This window comes from Kineosporia succinea (assembly GCF_030811555.1).
Lineage (GTDB): Bacteria > Actinomycetota > Actinomycetes > Actinomycetales > Kineosporiaceae > Kineosporia > Kineosporia succinea.
The window spans coordinates 3,946,237-3,969,535 of sequence record NZ_JAUSQZ010000001.1; the positions used below are offsets into that span (position 1 = coordinate 3,946,237).

The window sequence follows — 23,299 nt, forward strand, 5'->3', positions numbered from 1 at the left end:
AGACCGGGGCCCCGTTCGACCGGTTCAGCCAGTCGATGGTGTTCAGCACCCCGGCCGGTCTGACGCTCGATGTCCTGGAGACGATCTGGGCCGCCGTGGTGCACAAGCACCCGGTGCTCAACGCCGAGCTGCGGCGTGACGAGGGCCTGCTGCGGGTGCCGGCCGAGCCCCGGGGACAGGCCGTTCGGCCGACCGGCCGGGCGTTCACCGACGAGGCCGTCACCGCCGAGACCGAGCGCGCGATGGACGAACTGCGCCCGGCCGAGGGCGTGATGGCCCAGCTGGTCTGGTTCCCCGGAGAGCCCGGAGAGCCCGGAGAGCCCGGAGAGCCCGGAGAGCCCGGAGAGCCCGGAGAGCCCGGAGAGCCCGGAGAGCCCGGAGAGCCCGGAGAGCCCGGAGAGCCCGGAGAGCCCCGAGAAGACCGCCCGGGCTACACCCCACCCACCCGGGAAGACGACGCCGCCCCGGTCAGAAGTGAGGTCGGGGGCAGCGCGGGTTCCGTGGAGGGCCGGCTGCTCGTCGTCATCCACCACACCGTCATCGACGGTGTCTCCTGGCGCATCCTCGAGTCCGACCTGGCCGCCGCCCACGCCGCCTGCGTGACGCAGACCGCCACCACGGCCCAACCCGCCCGACCCACCCAACCCGCTCGGCCCGCTCAAGCTGCCCCGGACGCCCTAGCCACCCGGCCCACCCAGGAGGCGCCCACCCAGGAGGCGCCCACCCAGGAGGCGCCCACCCAGGAGGCGCCCACCCAGGAGGCGCCCACCCAGGAGGCGCGGCGCCCACCCAGGAGGCGCCCACCCAGGAGGCGCCCACCCAGGAGGCGCCCACCCAGGAGGCGCCCACCCAGGAGGCGCCCACCCAGGAGGCGCCCACCCAAGAGGCGCCCACCCAAGAGGCCCGGCCCAACCAAGCCGCCCGGCCCACCCAGGAAGCCCGGCCCGTCCCCGAGCTGGAGCCCGCCGGCACCTCGTTCCGCCGCTGGTCCGAGATCCTGCACGCGTCCGACCGCAGCACCGAGACAGCACTCTGGCGCAGCATCCTCGAACCCGGCGACCGCCTGATCACCCCCCGCGCGCTCGACCCGATCGGCGATCTGGACACCGTCCGGCGTCTCACCCTGAACCTGCCCGCCGAGCTGACCCGGCCGGTCCTGAGCACCGTCCCGGCCGCCTTCCACGCCGAGATCAACGACGTGCTCCTCACCGCCCTGGCCCTGGCCGGGCTCGACTGGCGCCGGCGTCACGAGTTCGGTCCCACCCCGGGCGTCCTCATCGCGCTGGAGGGCCACGGCCGTGAGGAGTTCGCCCCCGGCATCGACCTGTCGCGCACCGTCGGCTGGTTCACGAGCGTCTTCCCGGTGCGTCTCGACCCGGGCCCGATCGACCTCGACGACGCCCTCGCCGGTGGCCCCGCGGCCGGCCGCGCCCTCAAACGCGTCAAGGAACAACTGCGCGCCCTGCCCGACCACGGGCTCGGCTTCGGGGTGCTGCACTACCTGAATCGGGAGTTCCAGGAACACCCCCGGCCCCAGATCAGCTTCAACTACCTGGGCCGGTTCGGTACCGGCGAGAGCACCGGTGACTGGCGGGCCGTACCCGGCCACGGCGTCCTCAAAGGTGGCTTCGACGACGGCATGCCGGTGGCCCCGTACTCCCTCGAGGTCAACGCCTTCACCCAGGACACCCCGGCGGGCCCGCAGCTCGGCGTCACCTGGGCCTACCCGTCGGCCCTGTTCGACGAAGACGCCGTGCGCGACCTGGCCGGGGGCTGGTTCGCGGCCCTCGCCGCCCTGGTCGCCCACACGGTGAGCGAGAAATCGGGCGGGCACACCCCGTCCGACCTGACTCTGACCACACTGAGCCAGGACGAGATCGACGAGTTCGAGAGCGAGTGGGACCAGTGAGCTCGCGGATCCAGGACATCCTGCCGCTGACACCTCTGCAGGAAGGCATCCTGTTCCACGTCCACGAGAACCGGGGGCACACCGACGTCCCCGACGTGTACACCGGGCAGCTGCACGTCGACCTGCACGGGCCGATCGACAGCGACCGGTGGCGCGCCGCCGCGCAGGAACTCCTCGACCGGCACCCGAATCTGAGGGTCGCCTTCCGCCAGCGCAAGACCGGCGAGAGCGTGGCCCTGGTCGGCGCCGACGTGACGATGCCCTGGCAGGAGATCGATCTCGGCCACCTCACCGCTCAGGGCCACGGAGAGGGCACGCTGGAGCAGGAACTCGCCGCCCAGACCCGGACCGACCGGCTGCGCGGCTTCGACCCGGCCGCCGCCCCGCTGATGCGCGTCACCCTCTACCGCCTCGGCCCCGAACGTCACCGGCTCGTGCTCACCCACCACCACCTGCTGCTCGACGGCTGGTCGATGCCGGTACTGCTCGACGAGCTGCTCACCCTCGCCGACCCCCAGAGCGCCCCGCTGCCCGCGCCGCCCGACCACCGGCTCTACCTGAACTGGCTGCGCGGCCGCGACACCGACGCCGCGCACGCGGCCTGGCGCGAGGTTCTGGGCGGTCTCGAGCAGGGGACGCGTGTGGCACCGGACCGTCGGCCCGGCACCCAGTTGCCCCAGTACCTGGTCGAGGAACTCACCCCGGACGACACCCGCCGCCTGGCCGCCTTCGCCCGCGACGAGCGGGTCACGCTGAACACCGCCGTGCAGGGCGCCTGGGGACTCGTGCTCTCCGCGCTGACCGGCTCGGACGACGTGGTGTTCGGCGCCACCGTGTCCGGCCGCCCGCCCGAGCTGCCCGGCGTCCACACCATGGTCGGGCTCTTCGTCAACACCGTGCCGGTCCGGGTGCGGATCGACCCGGCCGCCACCCCCGGCGAACTGCTGCGCCGGCTGCAGGATTCGCAGAGCGCCGTTCTCGACCACCACCACCTCGGCCTGGCCGCGATCCAGCGCGCCGCCGGGGTGGGCGATCTGTTCGACACGATCACGGTTTTCGAGAACTACCCGCTCGGCGACACGCTGCCCCGCTGTGTGGACGATGTGGAGATCGCGGGCGTGGCGATCCACGACGCGTCGCACTACCCGCTGAGTCTGACCACTCGTCCAGGCGAACGCCTGCGCCTGGAGCTGGAATTCGCCCCCGACCAGATCGACGCCGACACGGCGCGGGCCGTGCTGGCCCGGCTCGCCGGTGTACTGCGGCAACTTTCTCGCGGTACTATTTCCGCGGCCGGGCGGCTCGACCTGCTCCTGGAGGGGGAGCGGGCCGAGCTGCTCGGCTCTTTCGCGCACCAGGGCACGCCCGTCGACGTCCCCGCCTCGGTGCTCGACGTCCTGCACGAGCAGGCCCGCCGCACCCCCGACGCGATTGCCCTGGTCACCGAGCAGCAGCGCTGGACCTACGCCGAGCTCGAGACGTGGAGCAGCCGCGTCGCCGCCGGCCTGCGCGCCACCCACGACCTCGACGGCCAGATCGTCGCGCTGTCCCTGCCCCGTGCCTGGGTCCTGCCGGCTCTCCTGGCGGTGATGAAGACCGGGGCCGCCGCGCTCCCGGTCGACCCTTCCGCCCCGTCCGCCCGCACCTACGGGATCCTCTCGGACGCGACGCCGGGTGTCGTCCTGCGTTCCGTCGAGCAGCTCGAGAACGCCTGGTTCGCAGCCGATTGCGCCCTCCCGCCGATCGCCCCCGAGCAGGCCGCCTACGTCATCTACACGTCGGGTTCCACCGGTCTGCCCAAGGGCGTCATCACCTCGCACGGCGCGCTGGCCAACCTCTTGGCCAGCCACCGGCGTCATCTGATGTCGCACCACCCCGGACGTCTGCGGCTCGGCCACGTGCAGTCGTTCAGCTTCGACGCGTCCTGGGACCTGGTGCTCTGGATGCTCGCCGGGCACCAGCTGCACGTGATCGGCGAGAGCGTCTACAAGGACCCCGAAGCCCTCATCACCTACATCGACCAGCACGGCGTCAACGGGCTCGACGTCACCCCCACCTACCTCGGTGAGCTGATCCCCGCCGGTCTGCTCGAGTGCCGCCTGAAGATGCTCACGGTCGGCGGCGAGGCCGTGGATCCCGAACTGTGGCGCCGGATCTGCGCCGAGCCGGGCCTGCGGGTGCACGATCTCTACGGGCCTACCGAGACCACGGTGGACGCGTACGGCTGGGCCGGGGACGCGTCGGGCGGGCGGTCACGGCAGACGGTGGACGGGGTGCGCACCTACGTTCTCGACGGCGCCCTGCGTCCGGTGCCGGCCGGGGTGACCGGTGAACTCTACGTCGCCGGCACGGGTCTCGCCCTCGGCTACCTGAACCGGGCCGGGCTCACCGCCGTCAGTTTCGTCGCCGACCCGTTCGCCACCGGCGAGCACGCGGGCGAGCGGATGTACCGCACCGGCGACCTGGCCCGCTGGGGCACCGGCGGGGTGCTCGAGATCCTCGGCCGCGGCGACCGGCAGGTCAAGGTCAACGGGATCCGGGTCGAGCTCGGTGAGATCGAGGCCGCGCTGCACGAGCTGCGCATGGTGTCCCAGGCCGCGGTCGTCGTGCGCGAGCGGGGTCTCGTGGCCTACGTGACCACCCATCGCCAGGCCCGCCCCGACGAGATCCGCGCGGCCCTGACCGGCCGGCTCCCACGCCCGCTCATCCCGTCCACCGTGGTGGTCCTCGACCGGCTGCCGCGCACCGTGAACGGCAAGCTCGACGAGAAGGCCCTGCCCGCGGGCGGCGACCACCCCCGTCCGTCGGCGAAACCCCGCACCGAACGCCAGAGCGCCCTGGCCGCGGTGTTCGCCGAGGTGCTGGGCCTGCCCGAGGTCGGCATCCACGACGACTTCTTCGCGCTCGGCGGGCACTCCCTGCTCGTCATGCGCCTGGCCGGCCGGCTGCGCGGGCTCCTCGGCCTGAAGGTCGGCGTGCGCGACGTGTTCGACGCGCCCACCGTCGAGCAGCTCGCCCGGCGCCTGCCCGAGGAGCCGGCGGACGAGCGTCCCCGGCTGAGCGCGCACCGGCCCCGGCCCGAGCGGGTCCCGCTCTCGTCCGCCCAGCGCCGCCTCTGGTTCCAGTACCTGCTCGAGGGCCCGTCGGCGACCTACAACATCCCGATGACCTGGCGTCTGATCGGGGCCCTGGACGTGCCCGCGCTCGAGGCGGCCGTCGGCGACCTGGTGCGGCGCCACGAGAGCCTGCGCACGCTCGTCGTCGACGAGCAGCAGGTGGTGGTGGACGCGGTGCCGTCGTTCGAGGTGGTCGAGGCCTCCGGCCCGGACCGGCACCCGAGGCTCGGCGAGCGGCTGAACCAGGCGTCCCGTCACGGTTTCCGGCTGGACGAGGAGATCCCGCTGCGGGCCACGCTCTTCCGGGTCGCCCCCGACGAGCACGTGCTGCTCCTGCTGGCCCACCACATCGCGGCCGACGACGCCTCGGACGGGCCGCTGCTGAAGGACCTGTCCACCGCCTACGCCGCCCGCTCGCTGGGCGAGGCGCCCGCGTTCGCCCCGCTCCCGGTGCAGTACGCCGACTTCACGCTCTGGCAGCGCGATCTGCTCGGCCCGGAGGGCGCTCCCACCGGCCTGGCCACGAAGCAGGAGCAGTGGTGGCGCGACCGGCTGGACGGGCTGCCCGGCGAGCTGAACCTGCCGTTCGACCGCCGCCGCCCGGAGCGGGCCAGCTTCGCCGGCGGCACCGAGTCGTTCCGGGTCCAGGCTCCGCTGGCCGAGAGTCTGCGGGCCGTGGCCGCCCGGCACGACGTCTCGATGTTCATGCTGCTGCAGTCGGCCGTCGCCGTGCTGCTGTCGAAACTCGGCGCCGGTGATGACATCCCGCTCGGATCACCGATCGCGGGCCGTACCGACGCGGCACTCGACGACCTGGTCGGGTTCTTCCTCAACACGCTGGTGCTGCGCACCGACACCTCCGGCGACCCGGCGTTCGGCGACCTGCTGGGCCGGGTGCGGGACGCCGACCTGGCCGCGTTCGACCGTCAGGACCTGCCGTTCGACCGGCTCGTCGAGGTCCTGAACCCGGAACGCTCGCTGGGCCGTCACCCGCTGTTCCAGGTGATGGTGGTGTACCTGCCCGCCGGTGAGCGACCGCTGGACCTGCCCGGCCTGAGCTGCCTGCCGGTGCGCGTCGACTGGGCCACCTCCAAGTTCGACCTCTCGTTCGACGTCACCGACCGGGGCCGCTCCGGTCTGGACGGCTCGATCGAGTACAGCGCCGACCTGTTCGACGCCGCGACCGCCGCCTCGTTCGGTGCCCGGCTGGTGCACCTGCTGCAGCAGATCGCCGACGAGCCGCAGGCCCACCTGAGCACCTACGACGTCCTGCTGCCCGGCGAACGCGAACGGGTGACGGGCGAATGGGCCGCCGGCGGCCCGGTCTCGCTCGACACCATGGGCCTGACCGTGGTCGACCTGGTCGAGCGGCAGGCCCGTCTCACCCCGCACGCGACCGCCCTGGTCACCGCCGAGCGCTCCTGGACCTTCGCCGAGCTGGAGGCCTGGACCAACCGCGCCGCCCGGGTGCTGCTCTGGGCCGGTCCGCTGCGCGGCCGGCTGGTGGCGCTGAACCTCGACCGGGCCTGGATGCTGCCCGCGATCGTGGCCGTGCTCAAGACCGGTGCCGCGTACCTGCCCGTGGACACCCGGCAGGCGCCCGAGCGGGTGCAGGCCGTGCTCGACGACGCCCGGCCCGCGCTGACTCTCGACTCGCCGCTGCTGCTCGAGGGCGACGAGAGCGACGCCCCGCTGAGCGATCCCGACCGGGGCGGGCGCCTGGTCCCGGACATGCCCGCGTACGTCATCCACACCTCGGGCTCCACCGGCCGTCCCAAGGGGGTGGTGGTGCCGCACGCGGGTCTCGTCAACCTGGCCACCTCGCACCGGGCCCGTCTCATGGGAGACGCGACGCGGCCCCGGCGGGTGGCGCACGTGGCGTCGTTCGTTTTCGACGGCTCCTGGGAACCCGTGCTCTGGATGCTCTTCGGGCACGAACTGCACGTGGTGCCCGAGGACGTGTACCGCGACTCGTCCGCCGTCGTCGCTCACCTGACCGACGCGTCCGTCGACGTTCTCGACGTGACCCCCACCTACCTCCGGGAGCTGATACCGGCAGGCCTGCTCGAGGCCGGGCTCTCGGTGCTGCTCGTCGGCGGCGAGGCGGTGGATCCGGCCGTCTGGCAGACCGTCTGCGCGGTGCCCGGGCTGGTGGTGCACGACCTGTACGGGCCGACCGAGGCCTCGGTGGACGCGTACGGCTGGCACGGCGACACCTCCGGCGGACGGGCCGCCTACCGGCTCGACGGGGTGCGCACCTACGTGCTCGACGCCGCCCTGCGCCCGGTGCCGACGGGTGTCACCGGTGAGCTCTACGTGGCCGGCGCCGGTCTGGCCCACGGCTACCTGAACCGGCCGGGTCTCACCGCGGGCCGGTTCGTGGCCGACCCGTTCCAGACCGGGCAGCGGATGTACCGCACCGGCGACCGGGCCCGGTGGGACGCCGACGGCGTGCTGCAGTTCGCCGGGCGCGTCGACGGCCAGGTCAAGATCCGCGGCTACCGGGTCGAACTCGGCGAGATCGAGACCGTGCTGCGCGCCCGGCCGGAGATCTCGCAGGCGGCCGTGGTGCTGCGCGGCCCCACGCTGGCCGCCTACCTGGTGCCGCAGGGCGACCCGGTCGACCCGATCGACCCGGCCACGCTGAAGGCCCACCTCGGCGGTGTCCTCCCGGGCTACATGGTGCCCGCCGCCTTCGTCACCCTCGACGCCCTGCCCCGCACCGTCAACGGCAAGCTCGACGAGCGCGCCCTGCCCGCGATCGACGTCACCGAGCACACCGCGGCGCCCCGCAACCCCCGGGAGGAAGTGCTCGCCGGGCTCTTCGCCGACGTGCTCGAGGTCGAGCGGGTCGGCGTGCACGACGACTTCTTCACCCTCGGCGGGCACTCGCTGCTCGTCATGCGCCTGGCCAACCGGATCCGCGCGGTGCTCGGCCTGCAGGTCGGCGTGCCCGAGGTGTTCCGGCACCGCACGGTCGCGGAGCTGGCGCCCGTGGTGTTCGCCTCCGGGGCCACCGTCCGGCCGGCCCTGGTCCCGGCGAGAAGGCCGGCACGGACGCCGCTCTCGCCCGCCCAGCAACGCCTGTGGTTCCAGTACCGGTTCGAGGGCCCGAACTCGACCTACGACGTGCCCTTCGCCTGGCGTCTGCGCGGTCACCTCGACCTCGACGCCCTGCGCCAGGCCGTCGCCGACCTGGTGCGGCGGCACGAGAGCCTGCGCACCCGCCTCACCCCGGGCCGCGGCGACGAGGTGGGCGGCGACGAGGTGTACCAGTTCGTGCTCGACCCGCAGGCCGTGCGGGTGCCGTTCGCGGTGGTGGACGACGCCCTGGCCCAGGCCGGGTACGGGTTCCGGCTCGACGCCGACCTGCCGGTGCGCGTCTACGTCTCGGGCGGCGCGCACGAGTGGACCCTGCTGATCCTCGTGCACCACGTCGCGGCCGACGAGTGGTCACAGGAACCGCTGGTGCGTGACCTCGGCACGGCCTACGCGGCCCGGCTGCGGGGCGCCGAACCCGACTTCGCACCCCTGCCCGTGCAGTACGCCGACTACACCCTCTGGCAGCGCGATCTGCTGGGCCTCGACCACGAGACCCGGAACCTGGCCGACGAGCAGCTGGCCTGGTGGAAGCAGGCCCTCGACGGCGCCCCCGACGAGCTGACGCTGCCGGGCGCCCGGCCGCGCCCCCAGACCCGCACCGGGTCCGGGGGAGTGGTCGAGCTGGCCGTGCCCGACGAGATCGCCGCCCGGCTGCGGGATCTCGCGCGGTCGCACGGCGTGAGCATGTTCATGCTGGTGCAGTCGGCGGTCGCCTCGCTGCTCACGCGGCTCGGCGCCGGGCCGGACCTCCCGCTCGGCGCCCCGGTCGCCGGGCGCACCGACGACGCGCTCACCGACCTGGTCGGCTTCTTCGTCAACACCCTGGTGCTGCGCACCGACACCTCCGGCGACCCGGCCTTCACCGAGTTGCTGGCCCGGGTGCGCGACGCCGACCTGGCCGCCTTCGACCGGCAGGACGTGCCGTTCGAGCGGGTGGTGGACGCGGTGGGACCGGAACGCTCGCCGAGTCGCCACCCGCTGTTCCAGGTCATGGTCTCGTACCTGGCGGCCGGTTCCGAAATGCCCGCGCTGGAGGGTCTCTCGGTCTCCGAGGCGGAGATCCCGGCCGACAGTGCCAAGTTCGACCTGTCGTTCGACGTCTCCGAGAAGCCTTCCGGACTCGGGATCGCTCTCGAGTACAGCACCGACCTCTACGACCGGGCCGGCGCCCGGCAGCTGGTCGAGCGGCTGCTCGGTCTGCTGGCCCAGGTGGCCCGCGAACCGTCGACCCGGCTGAGCCGCCTCGACGTGCTGCTGCCCGGTGAGGCAGCGACCCTGCTGCACGTCTGGGGTGACGCAGGCCCGGGTGGGTCCGGACCCGCGTCCGTCGTCGACGTGTTCGCCGACCAGGCCGCCCGCACTCCGGGGGCCACCGCGCTGGAGGCCGGCGGCCGCACCTGGACCTTCGCCCAGCTCGACAGCTGGACCGCCGCTCTCGCCGGAGGACTCGCCGCCCGCGGGGTGAGGCCCGGTGACGTGGTCGCGCTCGGCCTGCCCCGCGACCTGATCGTGCCCGCGCTGCTGGGCGTGCTCCGGGCCGGGGCGGCCTACCTGCCGCTCGACCTCGACCAGGCGCCCGAGCGCGTCGATCTCGTGCTGCGGGACGCGGCCCCGCGAATCCTGCTGACCACCGGGCCGATCCGGCCGGTCGGCGTGGAGACGCTGCGGCTGGACGAACCGCTGCTCGGGGAACCGCTGACCGTCCGCCCGCACGAAGACCAGCCGGCCTACGTCATCTACACCTCCGGGTCGACGGGAAGGCCCAAGGGCGTGGTGGTTCCGCACCGCGGCCTGGTGAACCTGTTCCGCTCGCACCGCTCCCGGCTGATGGGTGACCCGCCGGAGCCCCACCGGGTCGGGCACGTGGCCTCGTTCGTGTTCGACGCCTCGCTCGACCCGCTCCTGTGGATGCTGGCCGGGCACACCCTGCACGTGCTCGACGACTACCGCGATCCGGACGAGGTGGTCGCGACCGTGCGTCGTGAGCGGCTCGACGTGCTCGAGATGACTCCCACTCACCTGCGTCAGCTGATCGGTGCTGGTCTGCTCGAGGCCGGGCTGAAGGTGCTGCTGGTCGGCGGCGAGGCCGTCGACGGCGAGACCTGGCGGCGGGCCTGCGCGGTTCCCGGTCTGGCCGTGCACGACCTCTACGGTCCGACCGAGGCCTCCGTCGACGCGTACACCTGGGTGGGCGATCCCGATGGGGGACGCTCCGCGCGCCGGGTCGCGGGGGTGCGGGCGTACGTGCTGGACGGGTTTCTGACGACGGTTCCGGCCGGGGTGACCGGGGAGCTCTACCTGGCCGGGGCCGGGCTCGCCCACGGGTACCTGAACCGGCCCGGGCTCACCGCCGCGAGTTTCGTGGCCGACCCGTTCCGGCCGGGGACGCGCATGTACCGCACCGGTGACCTCGCCCGCTGGAGTCCGGACGGGGTGCTCGAGTTCGCCGGGCGCACCGACGGCCAGGTGAAGCTGCGCGGTTTCCGGATCGAGCTCGGCGAGATCGAGGCCGCGCTGCTGAGCGTGCCCGGGGTGGCCGAGGCCGCGGTGGTGGTGCGGGAGGACGCGCCGGGGGTGCGCCGCCTGGCCGCCTACCTGGCGGGCGACCCGTCGTCGTCACCGCGTGACCGGCTGGCCGGGTCATTGCCCGCGTACATGGTTCCCGCCGTCTTCACCACGCTCGACGCCCTGCCCCGCACGGTCAGCGGCAAGCTCGACGTGGCCGCCCTGCCCGTGCCGGTGCTGGACGACCTGGTCGGCGACCGCGCCCCGGCCGACAGCACCCAGGAGATCCTGGCGGCGCTGTTCGCGGACGTGCTCGGCCTCGACCGGGTGGGGGTGGACGACGACTTCTTCACCCTCGGCGGCGACAGCATCGTCTCGATCCAGCTGGTGTCCCGGGCCCGGGCGGCGGGGCTGACCATCACCCCGCGCGACGTGTTCCGGCACAAGACCGTCGCCGGTCTCGCGCGGGTGGCGGTCACCGCGACGGCCGCCGAACCGGAACCGGAGAGCGCCGGGCGCGGCCTGGTGCCCTTCACCCCGATCCAGCGGGCCCTGATCGAGGGCGGAGGGCCGTTCGGGCAGTACCACCAGTCGATGACGGTGGTGACCCCGGCGCAGGCGACCGCGGAACGTCTCACCGCGGTGCTGCAGGCGCTGCTCGACCGCCACGACCTGCTGCGGGCCCGGCTGACCGACGACGGGTTGCTCGTGCCCGAACCCGGCGCGGTGCGGGCGCGGCTCGGTGAGCGCGACCTGGACCCGGCCGCGGGTGTCATGGTCGTGGCCACGTGGGCCGGCCGCCGTCTGACCCTGAAGGCGCACCATCTCGTCATCGACGGGGTGTCCTGGCGCATCCTGCTCGACGACCTCCGGGCCGCCTGGAACGGGGTGGTGCTCCCCGCCGTCCCGGTGTCGTTCCGCACCTGGTCGCACCGCCTCGCGGAGCGCGCCGAGCATCCGGAAACGCTGGCGCAACTGGCGTTCTGGCAGCAGCCGGCCACGCCCGGTCCGGAGACGGACCGGAGAGGTCAGGTCCGGGAGCTCACGCTCGAGCTGCCGCCCGGGCGCACGCGGGCGCTGCTCACCACCGTGCCCGCGGCCTTCCACGCCGGGGTGGACGACGTGCTGCTCACGGCGCTCACCGTGGCCCTGCGCGCCGTGCTGCCGGACGAGCCGGCCGTGATCGGGGTAGAGGGGCACGGACGCGGTGACGACGTCGATCTCTCCCGCACGGTGGGCTGGTTCACGAGTGAGTACCCGCTGACGCTCGACCCGGGGCCGGTGGACACGCGGGACGTGCTCGCGGGCGGACCGGCCGCCGGCAAGGTGCTGAAGGCCGTCAAGGAACAGCTGCGGTCGGTGCCGGACGGCGGACTCGGGTTCGGGCTGCTGCGGTACCTGAACCCGGCCACCGGGGGCCTGCTCTCGGGGGTCAGGCCGTTCATCGGGTTCAACTACCTGGGCCGGATGTCCCTGTCCGAGCAGGCGCACGACGACTGGGCCGTGCTGGAGTGGGGCGGCGGCGCGGACGAGGCCATGCCGGTCGCGTACCCGCTGGAGCTCAACGTGTCCACCGAGGACCGTCCCGACGGCCCCTGGCTGCACGCCTCCTGGTCGTGGCCGGCCGGGCGGCTGCCCGAGGAGACCGTGAAAACCCTGGCCCGCACCTGGTTCGACGCCCTGGCCGGGCTCGAGCAGCACGCGGCCGCACCCGACGCGGGCGGGCACACCCCGTCCGACCTCGACCTGGTGGAGCTCACCCAGGACGACATCGACGAGCTCGAGGCGGAATTCGAGTGACCGAGAAGAAGATCGCCGACATCCTCCCGCTCTCCCCGCTGCAGGAGGGCATGCTCTTCCACGCCCAGCTGGGTGAGCGCGACGTCTACACGGTGTGCACGTCGCTCGAGCTGGAGGGCCCGTTCGACCCGGTCGCCGCGCGCGCCGCCGCGGAGGCGGTGCTGCAGCGGCATCCCAACCTGCGGGCCGGTTTCCGGCGCACCAGGGCCGGGGTCGCGGTGGCGGTCGTCGCCGGGCGCACCGAGATCGGCTGGCAGGAGGTCGACCTGAGGTTCGACCAGCACGCCCGGGCCCGGTCCGAGGAGATTCTCGACGCCGAGCGGAACCGGGTCTTCGACCTGGCCCGGCCGCCGCTGATCCGGTTCACGGTGGTGCGGCTGGGCGAGAGGTCCACGCGCCTCGTGGTTTCCCACCACCACGTGCTGCTCGACGGCTGGTCGTCGCCGTTGCTGCTGCAGGAGTTCTTCGCGCTCTACGCCGGGCGGTCGCTGCCCGCGCCGCCGGCCTACCGCGACTACCTGGCCTGGCTGCAGAAGTGGGACGCGGCGGCCGCGACCGGGGCCTGGAAGGACGCGCTGGCCGGGCTCGACGGCCCGACCCTGGTCGCGCCCTCCGACCCGCTGCGGGTGCCGGTGCTGCCGGGCAGCGCCGCGCGGAGCATCGACGCGCAGGCCCTGGCCCGCTTCGCCACCGCACGGGGCCTCACGCTCAATACCGTGGTGCAGGCCGCCTGGGGGCTCACCGTCGGGGCCCTGACCGGCCGGGACGACGTGGTGTTCGGCAGTACGGTGTCCGGCCGCCCGGCCGAGGTCCCGGGTGTCGAGGCGATGATCGGGCTGTTCATCAACACCGTGCCGGTGCGGGTCGCGCCGCGGCGGGGTGAGTCGGTCGACGCACTGCTCACCCGTCTGCAGGACCGGCAGGCGTCGCTCATCGATCACCAGTACCTGCCGCTGCCGCAGATCCGCCGGGCCGCCGGCGCGGGGGAGCTCTTCGACACGCTGGTGGTGTTCGAGAACTACCCGTTCGACGAGAACGGCTGGGACGAGCCCGCTCCCGGCCTGCGCCTGGTCGCCACCGACGCCGAGGACGCGACGCACTACCCCCTCGTGCTGGTCGCCGACGCGGGGGAGCGACTGTCACTCGAACTGCGCTACAACGGAGAGCTTTTCACGGCGTCACGGGCGCAGACCATCGCCGACCGGTTGCTGCTGGTGCTGAACGCCCTGATCGCCGACCCGGCCCGTCCGGCCTCGACGATCGACGTGCTGCTGCCTGGTGAGCGGAGCGTCCCGGCGGTGGAGAGCCCCACCGCACCGGCCTCCTTCCCGCAGCTCTTCGAAGCGGCCCGGGCCGCGCACGCCGACGACGTCGCCCTGGTCTTCGAGAGCCGGGCCCTGACCTACGCCGAGCTCGACGCGCGCGCCAATCGGCTCGCCCACCGGCTGATCGCCGCCGGGGCCGGTCGCGGGCAGGTCGTCGCCGTGGCCGTGCCCCGCGGCATCGAGCTGGTCGTGAGCCTGCTCGCGGTGCTCAAGTCGGGGGCCGCCTACCTGGCGATCGACCTCGACTACCCGGCCGACCGCGTCGCGTACATGCTCGACGACGCCCGCCCCGTGGTCCTTCTCGGGAGCGGTGTGCCCTTCGGGGGAACCACCCTGGGAACCGAGGACGACCCCACACGGCCCTCGACGCGTCCCCCGGTGGATCTCACCCCGCTCGACGCCGCCTACGTGATCTACACCTCGGGATCCACCGGCCGCCCGAAGGGCGTGGTGGTGCCGCACGAGGGCGCCGCCAAGCTGCTCGACACGGCCGTGCTGCGCTTCGGGCTGGACCCGGGCAGCCGGGTGCTGCAGTTCGCCTCGCCGAGTTTCGACGTCACGTTCTTCGAGCTCTGCATGGGCCTGCTCACCGGTGGCCGCCTCGTGGTCACCCCGGCCGAACGCCGGGTCGCGGGTCCGGCCCTGGTCGAATACCTGGTGCAGCAGGGCATCACGATCGCGGCCCTGCCCCCGGCGTTGCTGGCCGGGATGCCGGCCGAGGTCGATCTCCCGCCGGGCATGACCACTCTCGTCGGCACCGAGGTGGTTCCGCCCGCCCTGGTGGCCCGGTTCGGCACCGATCGCCCGATGTTCAACTGCTACGGCCCCACCGAGGCCACCACCAACGCCACGCTGCACCGCACCTCGCCCCAGCACCGCGGCCCGGTCCCGATCGGCGTGCCCGACCCGCACGTGCGCGCCCACCTGCTCGACGCGTCCCTTCGCCCGGTTCTCGACGGTGTGCCGGGAGAGCTCTACCTGGCCGGCGACGGTCTGGCCCGCGGCTACCTGGGCCGCGCCGCGCTGACCGCGGAGCGGTTCGTCGCCGACCCGTTCGTGCCCGGCGGGCGCATGTACCGCACCGGCGACCTGGTCTCGCGGTCTCCGGAGGGGGAGTTGCAGTTCCTCGGCCGGGCCGACGACCAGATCAAGATCCGCGGGTTCCGTATCGAGCCGGGCGAGATCGAGGCCGTGCTGGCGGCTTCCCCCGGGGTGGACCGCGCCGTCGTGACGGTGCGCGAGGACCAGCCCGGCAAGCGGATTCTCGTGGGCTACGTCGCCGGCTCCGCCACGCCGCCGGAACTGCGGGCCCGGGCCGCCGCGGTGCTGCCCGACCACATGGTGCCGACGGCGATCGTGGTGCTCGACCGGCTGCCGATGACGGCCAACGGCAAGACCGACCTGAACGCCCTGCCCGCCCCCGTGCTCGACGGCAGCCGGGGCCGGTCTCCGCGGACCCCTCGCGAAGAGGTGCTGCACCAGGCCGTTTCCGAGGTGCTGGGGGTGGCCACGCTCAGCATCGACGACGACTTCTTCACCCTCGGCGGCGACAGCATCGTGGCCATGCAGCTCGTCAGCCGGGTGCGCCGGGCCGGGCTGCGCATCACACCGCGCCAGGTGTTCGCCCGCCGCACGGTGGCCGGGCTGGCCGCGGTCGCCACGGTGGTGCCCACGGCCGACGGTTCGGTGCCGTCCGCGGCCGCGCTGGTGGCGCTCGAACCGGGCGAGGCCCCGGACGCCGCCGAGGTCCTGCCGCTCACCCCGATGCAGGAGGGCATGGTCTTCCACGCCGGGCTCGGCGACGACGTCTACACCGTGCAGTTCACGTTCGAGCTCTCCGGTGTCGACGTCGACCGCCTGCACCGCGCGGTCGATGCCCTGCTGGTGCGCCATTCCAACCTGCGGGCGGGTTTCCGGCACCTGCGCTCGGGCCGGGCCGCCGCGGTGGTCCCCCCGCCCGAGGTCACCGCCGAATGGCTGGAGCTGGATCTCAGTGCCCTGCCGGCGCCCGACCGTCCGGCCGCGCTGCGGGCCCGTCTGGACGCCGAGCGCGAGCGTCCGTTCGACCTCGACCGCCCGCCGCTGGTCCGCTGGATGCTCGTCAGCGGAATGCCCCGGCCGCTGCTCGTTCTCACACATCACCACCTGCTGATGGACGGCTGGTCGCGTTCCCCGCTCATCGCCGACCTGCGGGCGCTGTACCGGGCCGACGACCCCTCCGCCGTGCCCGCGCCTCCGGCCTACCGCGACTACCTGGCCTGGCTGACGGCGCAGAGCCCGGAAACATCGCGTGCGGCCTGGCGTTCGGAGCTGTCCGGTCTGGAGGAACCGTCGCGGGTGGTGCCGGCCGGGTTCCCCGCGCGCGGCCCGATCGCCTCGGTCGGCCTGGATCTCGACCTCCCGGCACTGAAAACGCTGGGTGTCACGGCCAACACCGTGGTGCAGGCGGCGTGGGGTCTGCTGCTGGGCCGTCTCACCGGGCGCGACGACGTGGTGTTCGGCGCCACGGTGGCGGGCCGCCCGCCGGAGCTGCCCGGCGTCGAAGACACCGTGGGCCTGTTCATCCAGACCGTGCCGGTGCGGGTGCGCTGGAGCCCGGCCGAGCCGGCGCGGCAGGTGCTGAACCGGTTGCAGGAGAACCAGGCCGGGCTGATGGAGCACCAGTACCTCGGCCTGCCCGCGATCCAGCGCGAGGCCGGTCTCGGTGAACTGTTCGACTCGCTGCTGGTCTTCGAGAACTACCCGGACGACCCGGGTTCCGCCGACGGGCTGGACATCTGCGTCCGTGAGGGCCGCGACGCCACGCACTACCCGCTGACCTGGTCGGCCGTCGGGGGAGCGGGCCTGTCGATCGGCGCGGAGTACCGCACCGACCTGATCGGCCCGGCCCTGATGGACTGGCTGCTCTCGGCCCTCGGGCGCCTGATCACCACGATGGTGGACGCGCCGGAGACCCCGGTCGGCCGGCTCACCCCGAGCGCGCCGGAGTCGGTGGAGTCGTACCTGAGCGCGGGCGAAGGGCCTTCGGTCGAGATTCCGGAGACCACGCTGACGGCCCGGTTCGCCGAGACGGCCGCCCGCACCCCCGAGGCCGTGGCCGTGCGTTTCGAGGGGGCGGGGCTGACGTACGCCGAGCTCGACGCCCGGGCGACCCGTCTGGCTGCCCGTCTGGTGGCCGGTGGGGTGTCGGCGGGGGACGTGGTGGCCGTCGCCCTGGAACGCTCACCCGAGCTGGTGGTCGCCCTGCTGGCGACCCACAAGGCGGGTGCCGCCTACCTCCCGCTGGACCTCGGCCAGCCGCCCGTCCGCATCCAGGAGCTGCTGGAGGACGCGAGGCCCCGGGCCGTCGTCGTCGCCACCCCCACCCCGTTGTCCCGGATCATCCAGAACCTCCCTGAGGTCCGGGCAATCCCGGTGCGTGACGACGGCTCCGCGGCCGGCCACGACGTCCACCCCCGGCCGGCACCGAACCCCGCCCTGCCCGCGTACCTGATCTACACCTCGGGCAGCACCGGCAAGCCCAAGGGCGTGCTGGTCTCGCACCGCGCGATCGTGAACCGCCTGCTGTGGATGCAGGCCGAGCACCCGCTCGACGCGACCGACCGGGTGCTGCAGAAGACCCCGTTCGGCTTCGACGTCAGCGTCTGGGAGTTCTTCTGGCCGCTCATCACCGGGGCCACCCTGGTGGTGGCGAAACCGGGCGGCCACCAGGACCCGCGCTACCTGGCTCAGCTGATCGACGAAGAGGGCGTCACCACGGCCCATTTCGTGCCGTCGATGCTGGCGGCGTTCCTGCCCGAGGCCTCCCGGCAGACCAGCCTGCGCCGCGTCATCAGCAGTGGCGAGGCCCTGCCCGGTGACCTGGCCCGGCGATTCGGCGAGGCGACCGGCGTCCCCCTGTTCAACTTCTACGGACCCACCGAGGCCGCGGTCGATGTCACCGCCGGGCCCGCCTCCGGGGAACCGAACGTCCCGATCGGCCGCCCGGTCTGGAACACCGGCGCCCACGTGCTCGACGCGTCGCTGCAGCCCGTGCCGCCGGGGGTGACGGGAGAGCTCTACCTCGGCGGGGTCCAGCTGGCCGACGCCTACCGCGGGCGCCCGGCGCTGACGGCCGAGCGGTTCGTGGCCGGTCCGTCGGGCCGGAGGCTCTACCGCACGGGCGATCTGGCGCGCCGCCGTGACGACGGGGCCCTGGAGTTCCTGGGCCGCGCGGACCACCAGGTCAAGATCCGCGGGTTCCGGATCGAGCTGGGCGAGATCGAGCACGCCCTCGCGCAGATCGAGTCCGTCGGTGCCGCGGCGGTGCTGGCGCGGGAGGACCGGCCGGGCCGGGTGCAGCTCGTCGCCTACGTGACGGGTGGCGATGCGCCGGAGATCCTCGAGCACCTGCGCCGGAACCTGCCCGAGCACCTGGTGCCGCAGGCGGTGGTCCGGCTCGACGAGCTCCCGACCACGCCGAACGGCAAGCTCGACCGGAAGGCCCTGCCCGCCCCCGACTTCGCCGCGCAGGCCGGTCACGACGAACCCCGCACCGAGCGCGAGACCCTGATCGCGGCCAAGGTCGCCCGGGTCGTCGGGATCGAGCGGGTCGGGGTGCACGACGACTTCTTCACCCTCGGTGGCGACAGCATCGTGGCCATGCAGCTCGTCAGCCTGTTGCGGCGCGAGGGTCTGACGCTGAGCCCGAAGGACGTCTTCCAGCTGCGCACGGTGGCGCGCCTCGCCGAGAAGGCGCACACCGAGGGGCGATCCGTGGCTGTCGATCGCGAGCTGATCACCCTCACGCCCGACGAGAAGGACGAGATCGGCCGTCACCGCGAGGTTCTGCCGCTCACACCGCTGCAGACCGGTCTGCTCTTCCACGCGTCGATGAACATGGCGGACGGGGTGGACGTCTACACCGTCCAGCTCACCTTCGAGCTCGGGTCGGTAAACGCGGCGCGCCTGCGCGGCGCTGCGCAGGCACTCGTCGACCGGCACGCCAATCTCCGCGCCGGGTACCGGTTCCTGCAGTCGGGCCGAGCCGTCGGGGTAGTGGCCGGCCCGGTCGTGGTGCCCTGGGCGTTCGACGATCTGGGGCCCACGGGGAACTGGGCCGCCGTGCTGGAGCGTGAGGCCCGCCGGTTCGACGTGTCCACGGCGCCCCTGATCCGCTTCGCCCTGGTGCGTCTGGCGCCCGACCGGCACCGCCTGGTCGTCACGCACCAGCACCTGCTGCTCGACGGCTGGTCGCGCGGGCCCCTGATGCGAGAGCTGTCCGACCTCTACGGCGGCCGCGAGCCCGCGTCCCACGACTACCGGACCTATCTGTCCTGGCTGGGTTCCCAGGATCCGGCCGCGGCCGACCGGGCCTGGGACCGGGCGCTGGACGGCCTCGCCGAGCCGACCCGCATCGCCGCGGCCGACCCGACGCGCGAGCCGCGGATCCCGCGGATCCTCGTGCGGGAGCTCCCGGCCGACCTCACCGCCGGGCTGACGGCCTGGTGCCGGGCCGAGGGCGTCACCGTGAACACACTGGTGCGGGCGGCCTGGTCGCTGGTGCTGGCCCGGCTGACCGGTCAGGACGACGTGGTGTTCGGCGCGACCGTGTCGGGCCGTCCGCCCGAGGTGGCCGGCGCCGAGGACATGATCGGCCTGTTCATCAACACCCTGCCGGTGCGGGCGAAGCTCGATCCGGCCGAGGGGCTGGGCGCTTTCGTCCGCCGGCTGCAGGCCGAGCAGGTCGAGCTGCTGCCGTACCAGTACGCCGGGCTGGCCGGGATCCAGCGCCGCGCCGGACTGGGCGAACTGTTCGACACCTTGCTGGTCTTCGAGAACTACCCGCCCGGTGAGGCCTCGTCCGACGATGCGCTGCAGGCGGTGGACGCCGGGGGCCGCGACGCCACGCACTACCCGTTCGCCTGGGTCGTCGACCCGGGGGAGCGGCTGACGCTCGGCGCCGAGTACCGCGACGACCTCTTCACGGCCGAGCAGGTCGAGCAGATCCAGGACATGATGCGCGCGGCGTTCCGGGCACTGCTGGCCGATCCCGGAACCGCGGTCGGGGCGCTCGACCTCATGCCGGCGGCCCGGCGCGCGCAGATCCTGGGCTGGGGTGACCCGCACCCGCAGCGTGATCAGGCGCGTCTCACCCTGCCCGGGCTCTTCACCGACGTCGTGGCCCGGCATCCGGAGGCCACCGCCCTCGTCGGCCCGGACCTCTCGCTGACCTTCCGCGAGCTCGACGACGCCTCCAACCGCCTGGCCCAGCTGCTGATCCGGCACGGGGCGGGGCCCGAGCAGCTGGTCGCGATCGCCCTGCCCCGCTCGGCCGCCACGATGATCGCGATCCTGGCGGTGCTGCGTTCGGGGGCCGCGTACCTGCCCGTCGACACGGCCTACCCACCGGCGCACGTCGCGGGCATGCTCGAGGACGCGCGGCCGCACCTTCTCGTCTCGGGTCTCGGGGTCGACGTGGGCTCCTCGGTGCCCACGATCGCGCTCGACGCCCCGGAGACGATCGAGGCCCTGGCCCGGACCCGGCCCGGGCCGCTGCCGTCCGTCCGGGCCGCGAGCCCGGCCTACGTCATCTACACCTCGGGCTCGACCGGGCGGCCGAAGGGCGTGGTCGTCACCCACGCGAGCATCGCCGCGCTGTTCCGCAGCCACCGCGAGACGCTGTACCGCCCGGCCCAGGAGATCAGCGGCCGGGACCGGCTGAACGTGGCCCACGCCTGGTCGTTCTCGTTCGACGCGAGCTGGCAGCCCCAGCTCTGGCTCTTCGACGGGCACGCCCTGCACATCGTCGACGAGGAGACCCGCCGCGATCCGGAGGCCCTGATCGGGCTGCTGCGGGACCGGGACGTCGACTTCGTCGAGCTCACCCCCTCGCACATGGGCCAGCTGCTCGACTCCGGGCTGCGGGACGGGGATCTCGCCGTGATCGGCGTCGGGGGTGAGGCGGTGCCGGCCGAGCTCTGGAACCGTCTGGCCGGGCTGGGCACCACGCGGGCCTTCAATCTCTACGGCCCGACCGAGTCCACCGTCGACGCCCTGACCGCGAGACTGACCCCGTCGACGCGTCCTCACGTGGGCGGCCCGGTGACCGGCACCCGGGCGTACATTCTCGACCGCGCGCTGCGCCCGGTGCCCCCGGGCGTGACCGGTGAGCTGTACCTCGCCGGTGAGGGTCTGGCCCGCGGCTACCTGAACCGGTCCGCCCTGACGGCCGAGCGTTTCGTGGCCAGCCCGTTCAGCGCGGGGATGCGCATGTACCGCACCGGTGACCTGGCGCACTGGGAGCAGGGCCGGATCGTGCTCGCCGGTCGCGGCGACGACCAGGTGAAGGTGCGCGGTTTCCGGGTCGAGCTGGCCGAGATCGAGGCCGCGCTCGACCGTCTCGACGCGGTGTCCCGCTCGGTCGTGGCCCTGGGCCGGCGTCGCCAGCTGATCGCCTACCTGGTCCCGGCCGCCGGATTCACCCCGGAACCGGCCGATATACGCCGTTCGGTCGCGGAATCCCTGCCCGAGCACATGGTTCCGTCGGCCTTCGTGGTGCTCCAGACGTTCCCCACACTGGCCAACGGAAAGCTCGACCGGGCCGCGCTTCCCGAACCCGACCGGGCCGCGCGGGCCGGGGGACGGGCTCCCGGGACGGCCCGGCAGAAGGTGCTGTGCGACGTGTTCGCCGCCGTGCTCGGCCTGGCCGACGTCGGGATCGACGACGACTTCTTCGCCCTCGGCGGTGACAGCATCGTCGCCATGCAGCTGGTCAGCCGCCTGCGGGGAGCCGGGCTGCGGGTGAGTCCGCGCAGCGTGTTCACGGCCCGCACGGTGGCGGCGCTGGACGGCCTGGTGACCGAGAACCCGGCCGGGGCACGGGCCGACGACCAGTCCGGCGTGATGCCCCTGACCCCGGTGATGCACTGGCTCACCCAGGTCGAGGGCCCGATCGACGGGTTCAACCAGTCCGCGGTGATCCAGCTCCCGGCCGACGTGGACCCGGAGCGTCTGCAGGCCGCGCTGAACGCGGTGGTGGCCACGCACGGCATGCTCCGGTCGCGGTTGACGGACGACGGGCTCGAGGTGCCGGAGCAGTGGCCGGCGCCGCTGGTCCGCACCGTTCCGGCCCGCGGGTTCGGCCCGGAGCAGCTCTGGGAGGCCGTCGCCCGGCAGGCCCGGGTGGAGCAGGCCGGGCTGCGGCCCCGTGAGGGCGTCATGCTGCGGGCGGCCCGCTTCGACCGTGGGCCGGGCGAGCCGGGGCGTCTGCTGCTCCTGATCCACCATCTCGTGGTCGACGGTGTTTCATGGCGCATTCTTCTGCCCGACCTGGCTATTGCGTACGCCCAAACCCTCTCGGGTAGTATCGATCTCGCGCCGGAGGAAACATCCTTCCGGCGCTGGGCCTCGCTCCTGGCGGGGCAGGCCCACACCCGTGCAACGGAAATGCCGCAATGGCGTGATGTTCTCACCCGGGCAGGCAGGCTCCCGGTCGACCGTGACGTCGACCCGGCGCTCGACCGCGCGGCCTCCATCCAGGAGGTCAACCGCGAACTGCCCACCGAGAAGACCGCCCCGCTGCTCACCACCGTCCCGGCAGCCTACGGGGCGGCGGTGAACGACGTACTGCTCACAGCGCTGGCCCTCGCGGTCGGTGATCTGCGCCGGCGGTACGCCGACCGCGGGGCCGGGCCGGGTCACGGGGGGAATGCCCGTGTCGAAGGGAGTGCTGGCCCGTCGACGTCCCCCCGTGACCCCGCCCGGTCCCGCGGATCGGGTGTACTGGTCGCCCTCGAGGGGCACGGACGGGAGGAGCAGGTCACCGGTGATCGCAGCGTCGATCTCTCCCGCACGGTGGGCTGGTTCACCAACGTCTTCCCGGTGCTGCTCGACCCGGGCGACATCGACCTCGACGACGCGCTGGCCGGCGGTGCGCACGCGGCCCGGGCGGTCGCGAACGTGAAGCATTCTCTGGCGGCCCTTCCCGACAACGGGATGGGCTACGGCCTGCTGCGCCACCTCAACCCCGACACGGCCGACGAGCTGGCCGGGTACGGCGAGCCGCAGATCGAGTTCAACTACATGGGCCGTCTCGACTTCCCCGAGGCCACCGACTGGTCGTACGCCCCCGAGGTGGAGGCGGCCGACAACGGGGCCGACGAGAACATGCCCGAGACCTACGCGCTCATCGTCAACGCACAGACCGAAGACCGCCCGCACGGGCCGCAGCTCACCGTCAGCTGGGCCTATCCGCGGGGTGTGATCAGCGCGGCGGCGGTGGAAGACCTCGCCGACACCTGGTTCCGGGCCCTGGACGCCCTGACCGAGCAAGCTAAGGAGCAGTCATGACCAATCCGTTCGAGAACCCCGACGGTGTGTATCTCGTGCTGGTGAACGACGAGAACCAGCACAGCCTCTGGCCCGACTTCGTCGACGTGCCGGCCGGCTGGCGCACCGTGTTCGGGCCGGAGTCCCGCCCCGCCTGCGTGGAGTACATCGAGACCAACTGGACCGACCTGCGCCCGAAGAGCCTGGTCGAGTTCATGAACGGCAACGCCTGA

At 73.4% G+C, this 23,299-nt stretch carries 4 protein-coding genes; all 4 read left to right on the forward strand.

Features of this window, described 5'->3' with window-relative positions:
- Positions 1 to 997 precede the first annotated feature (997 nt).
- Genes J2S57_RS17330 through J2S57_RS17345 form a run of 4 tightly spaced genes read left to right on the forward strand, consistent with a single transcriptional unit; the run spans position 998 to position 23,299 of the window.
- On the forward strand, positions 998 to 1,909 hold the full coding sequence (locus J2S57_RS17330; RefSeq protein ID WP_307251068.1) for a condensation domain-containing protein: 912 nt from the start codon (positions 998 to 1,000) through the stop codon (positions 1,907 to 1,909).
- Positions 1,906 to 12,432, forward strand: coding sequence for a non-ribosomal peptide synthetase (locus J2S57_RS17335; protein WP_307244114.1), 10,527 nt, complete (start codon positions 1,906 to 1,908; stop codon positions 12,430 to 12,432). Before J2S57_RS17330 ends, J2S57_RS17335 begins: the two co-directional genes overlap by 4 nt.
- Positions 12,429 to 23,087 (forward strand): non-ribosomal peptide synthetase, encoded by a 10,659-nt coding sequence (locus J2S57_RS17340; protein WP_307244116.1) that lies wholly within the window; start codon positions 12,429 to 12,431, stop codon positions 23,085 to 23,087. The genes J2S57_RS17335 and J2S57_RS17340 overlap by 4 nt, the downstream gene beginning before the upstream one ends.
- Complete coding sequence (locus J2S57_RS17345) at positions 23,084 to 23,299, forward strand: MbtH family protein (RefSeq protein ID WP_307244121.1); 216 nt, start codon at positions 23,084 to 23,086, stop codon at positions 23,297 to 23,299. The genes J2S57_RS17340 and J2S57_RS17345 overlap by 4 nt, the downstream gene beginning before the upstream one ends.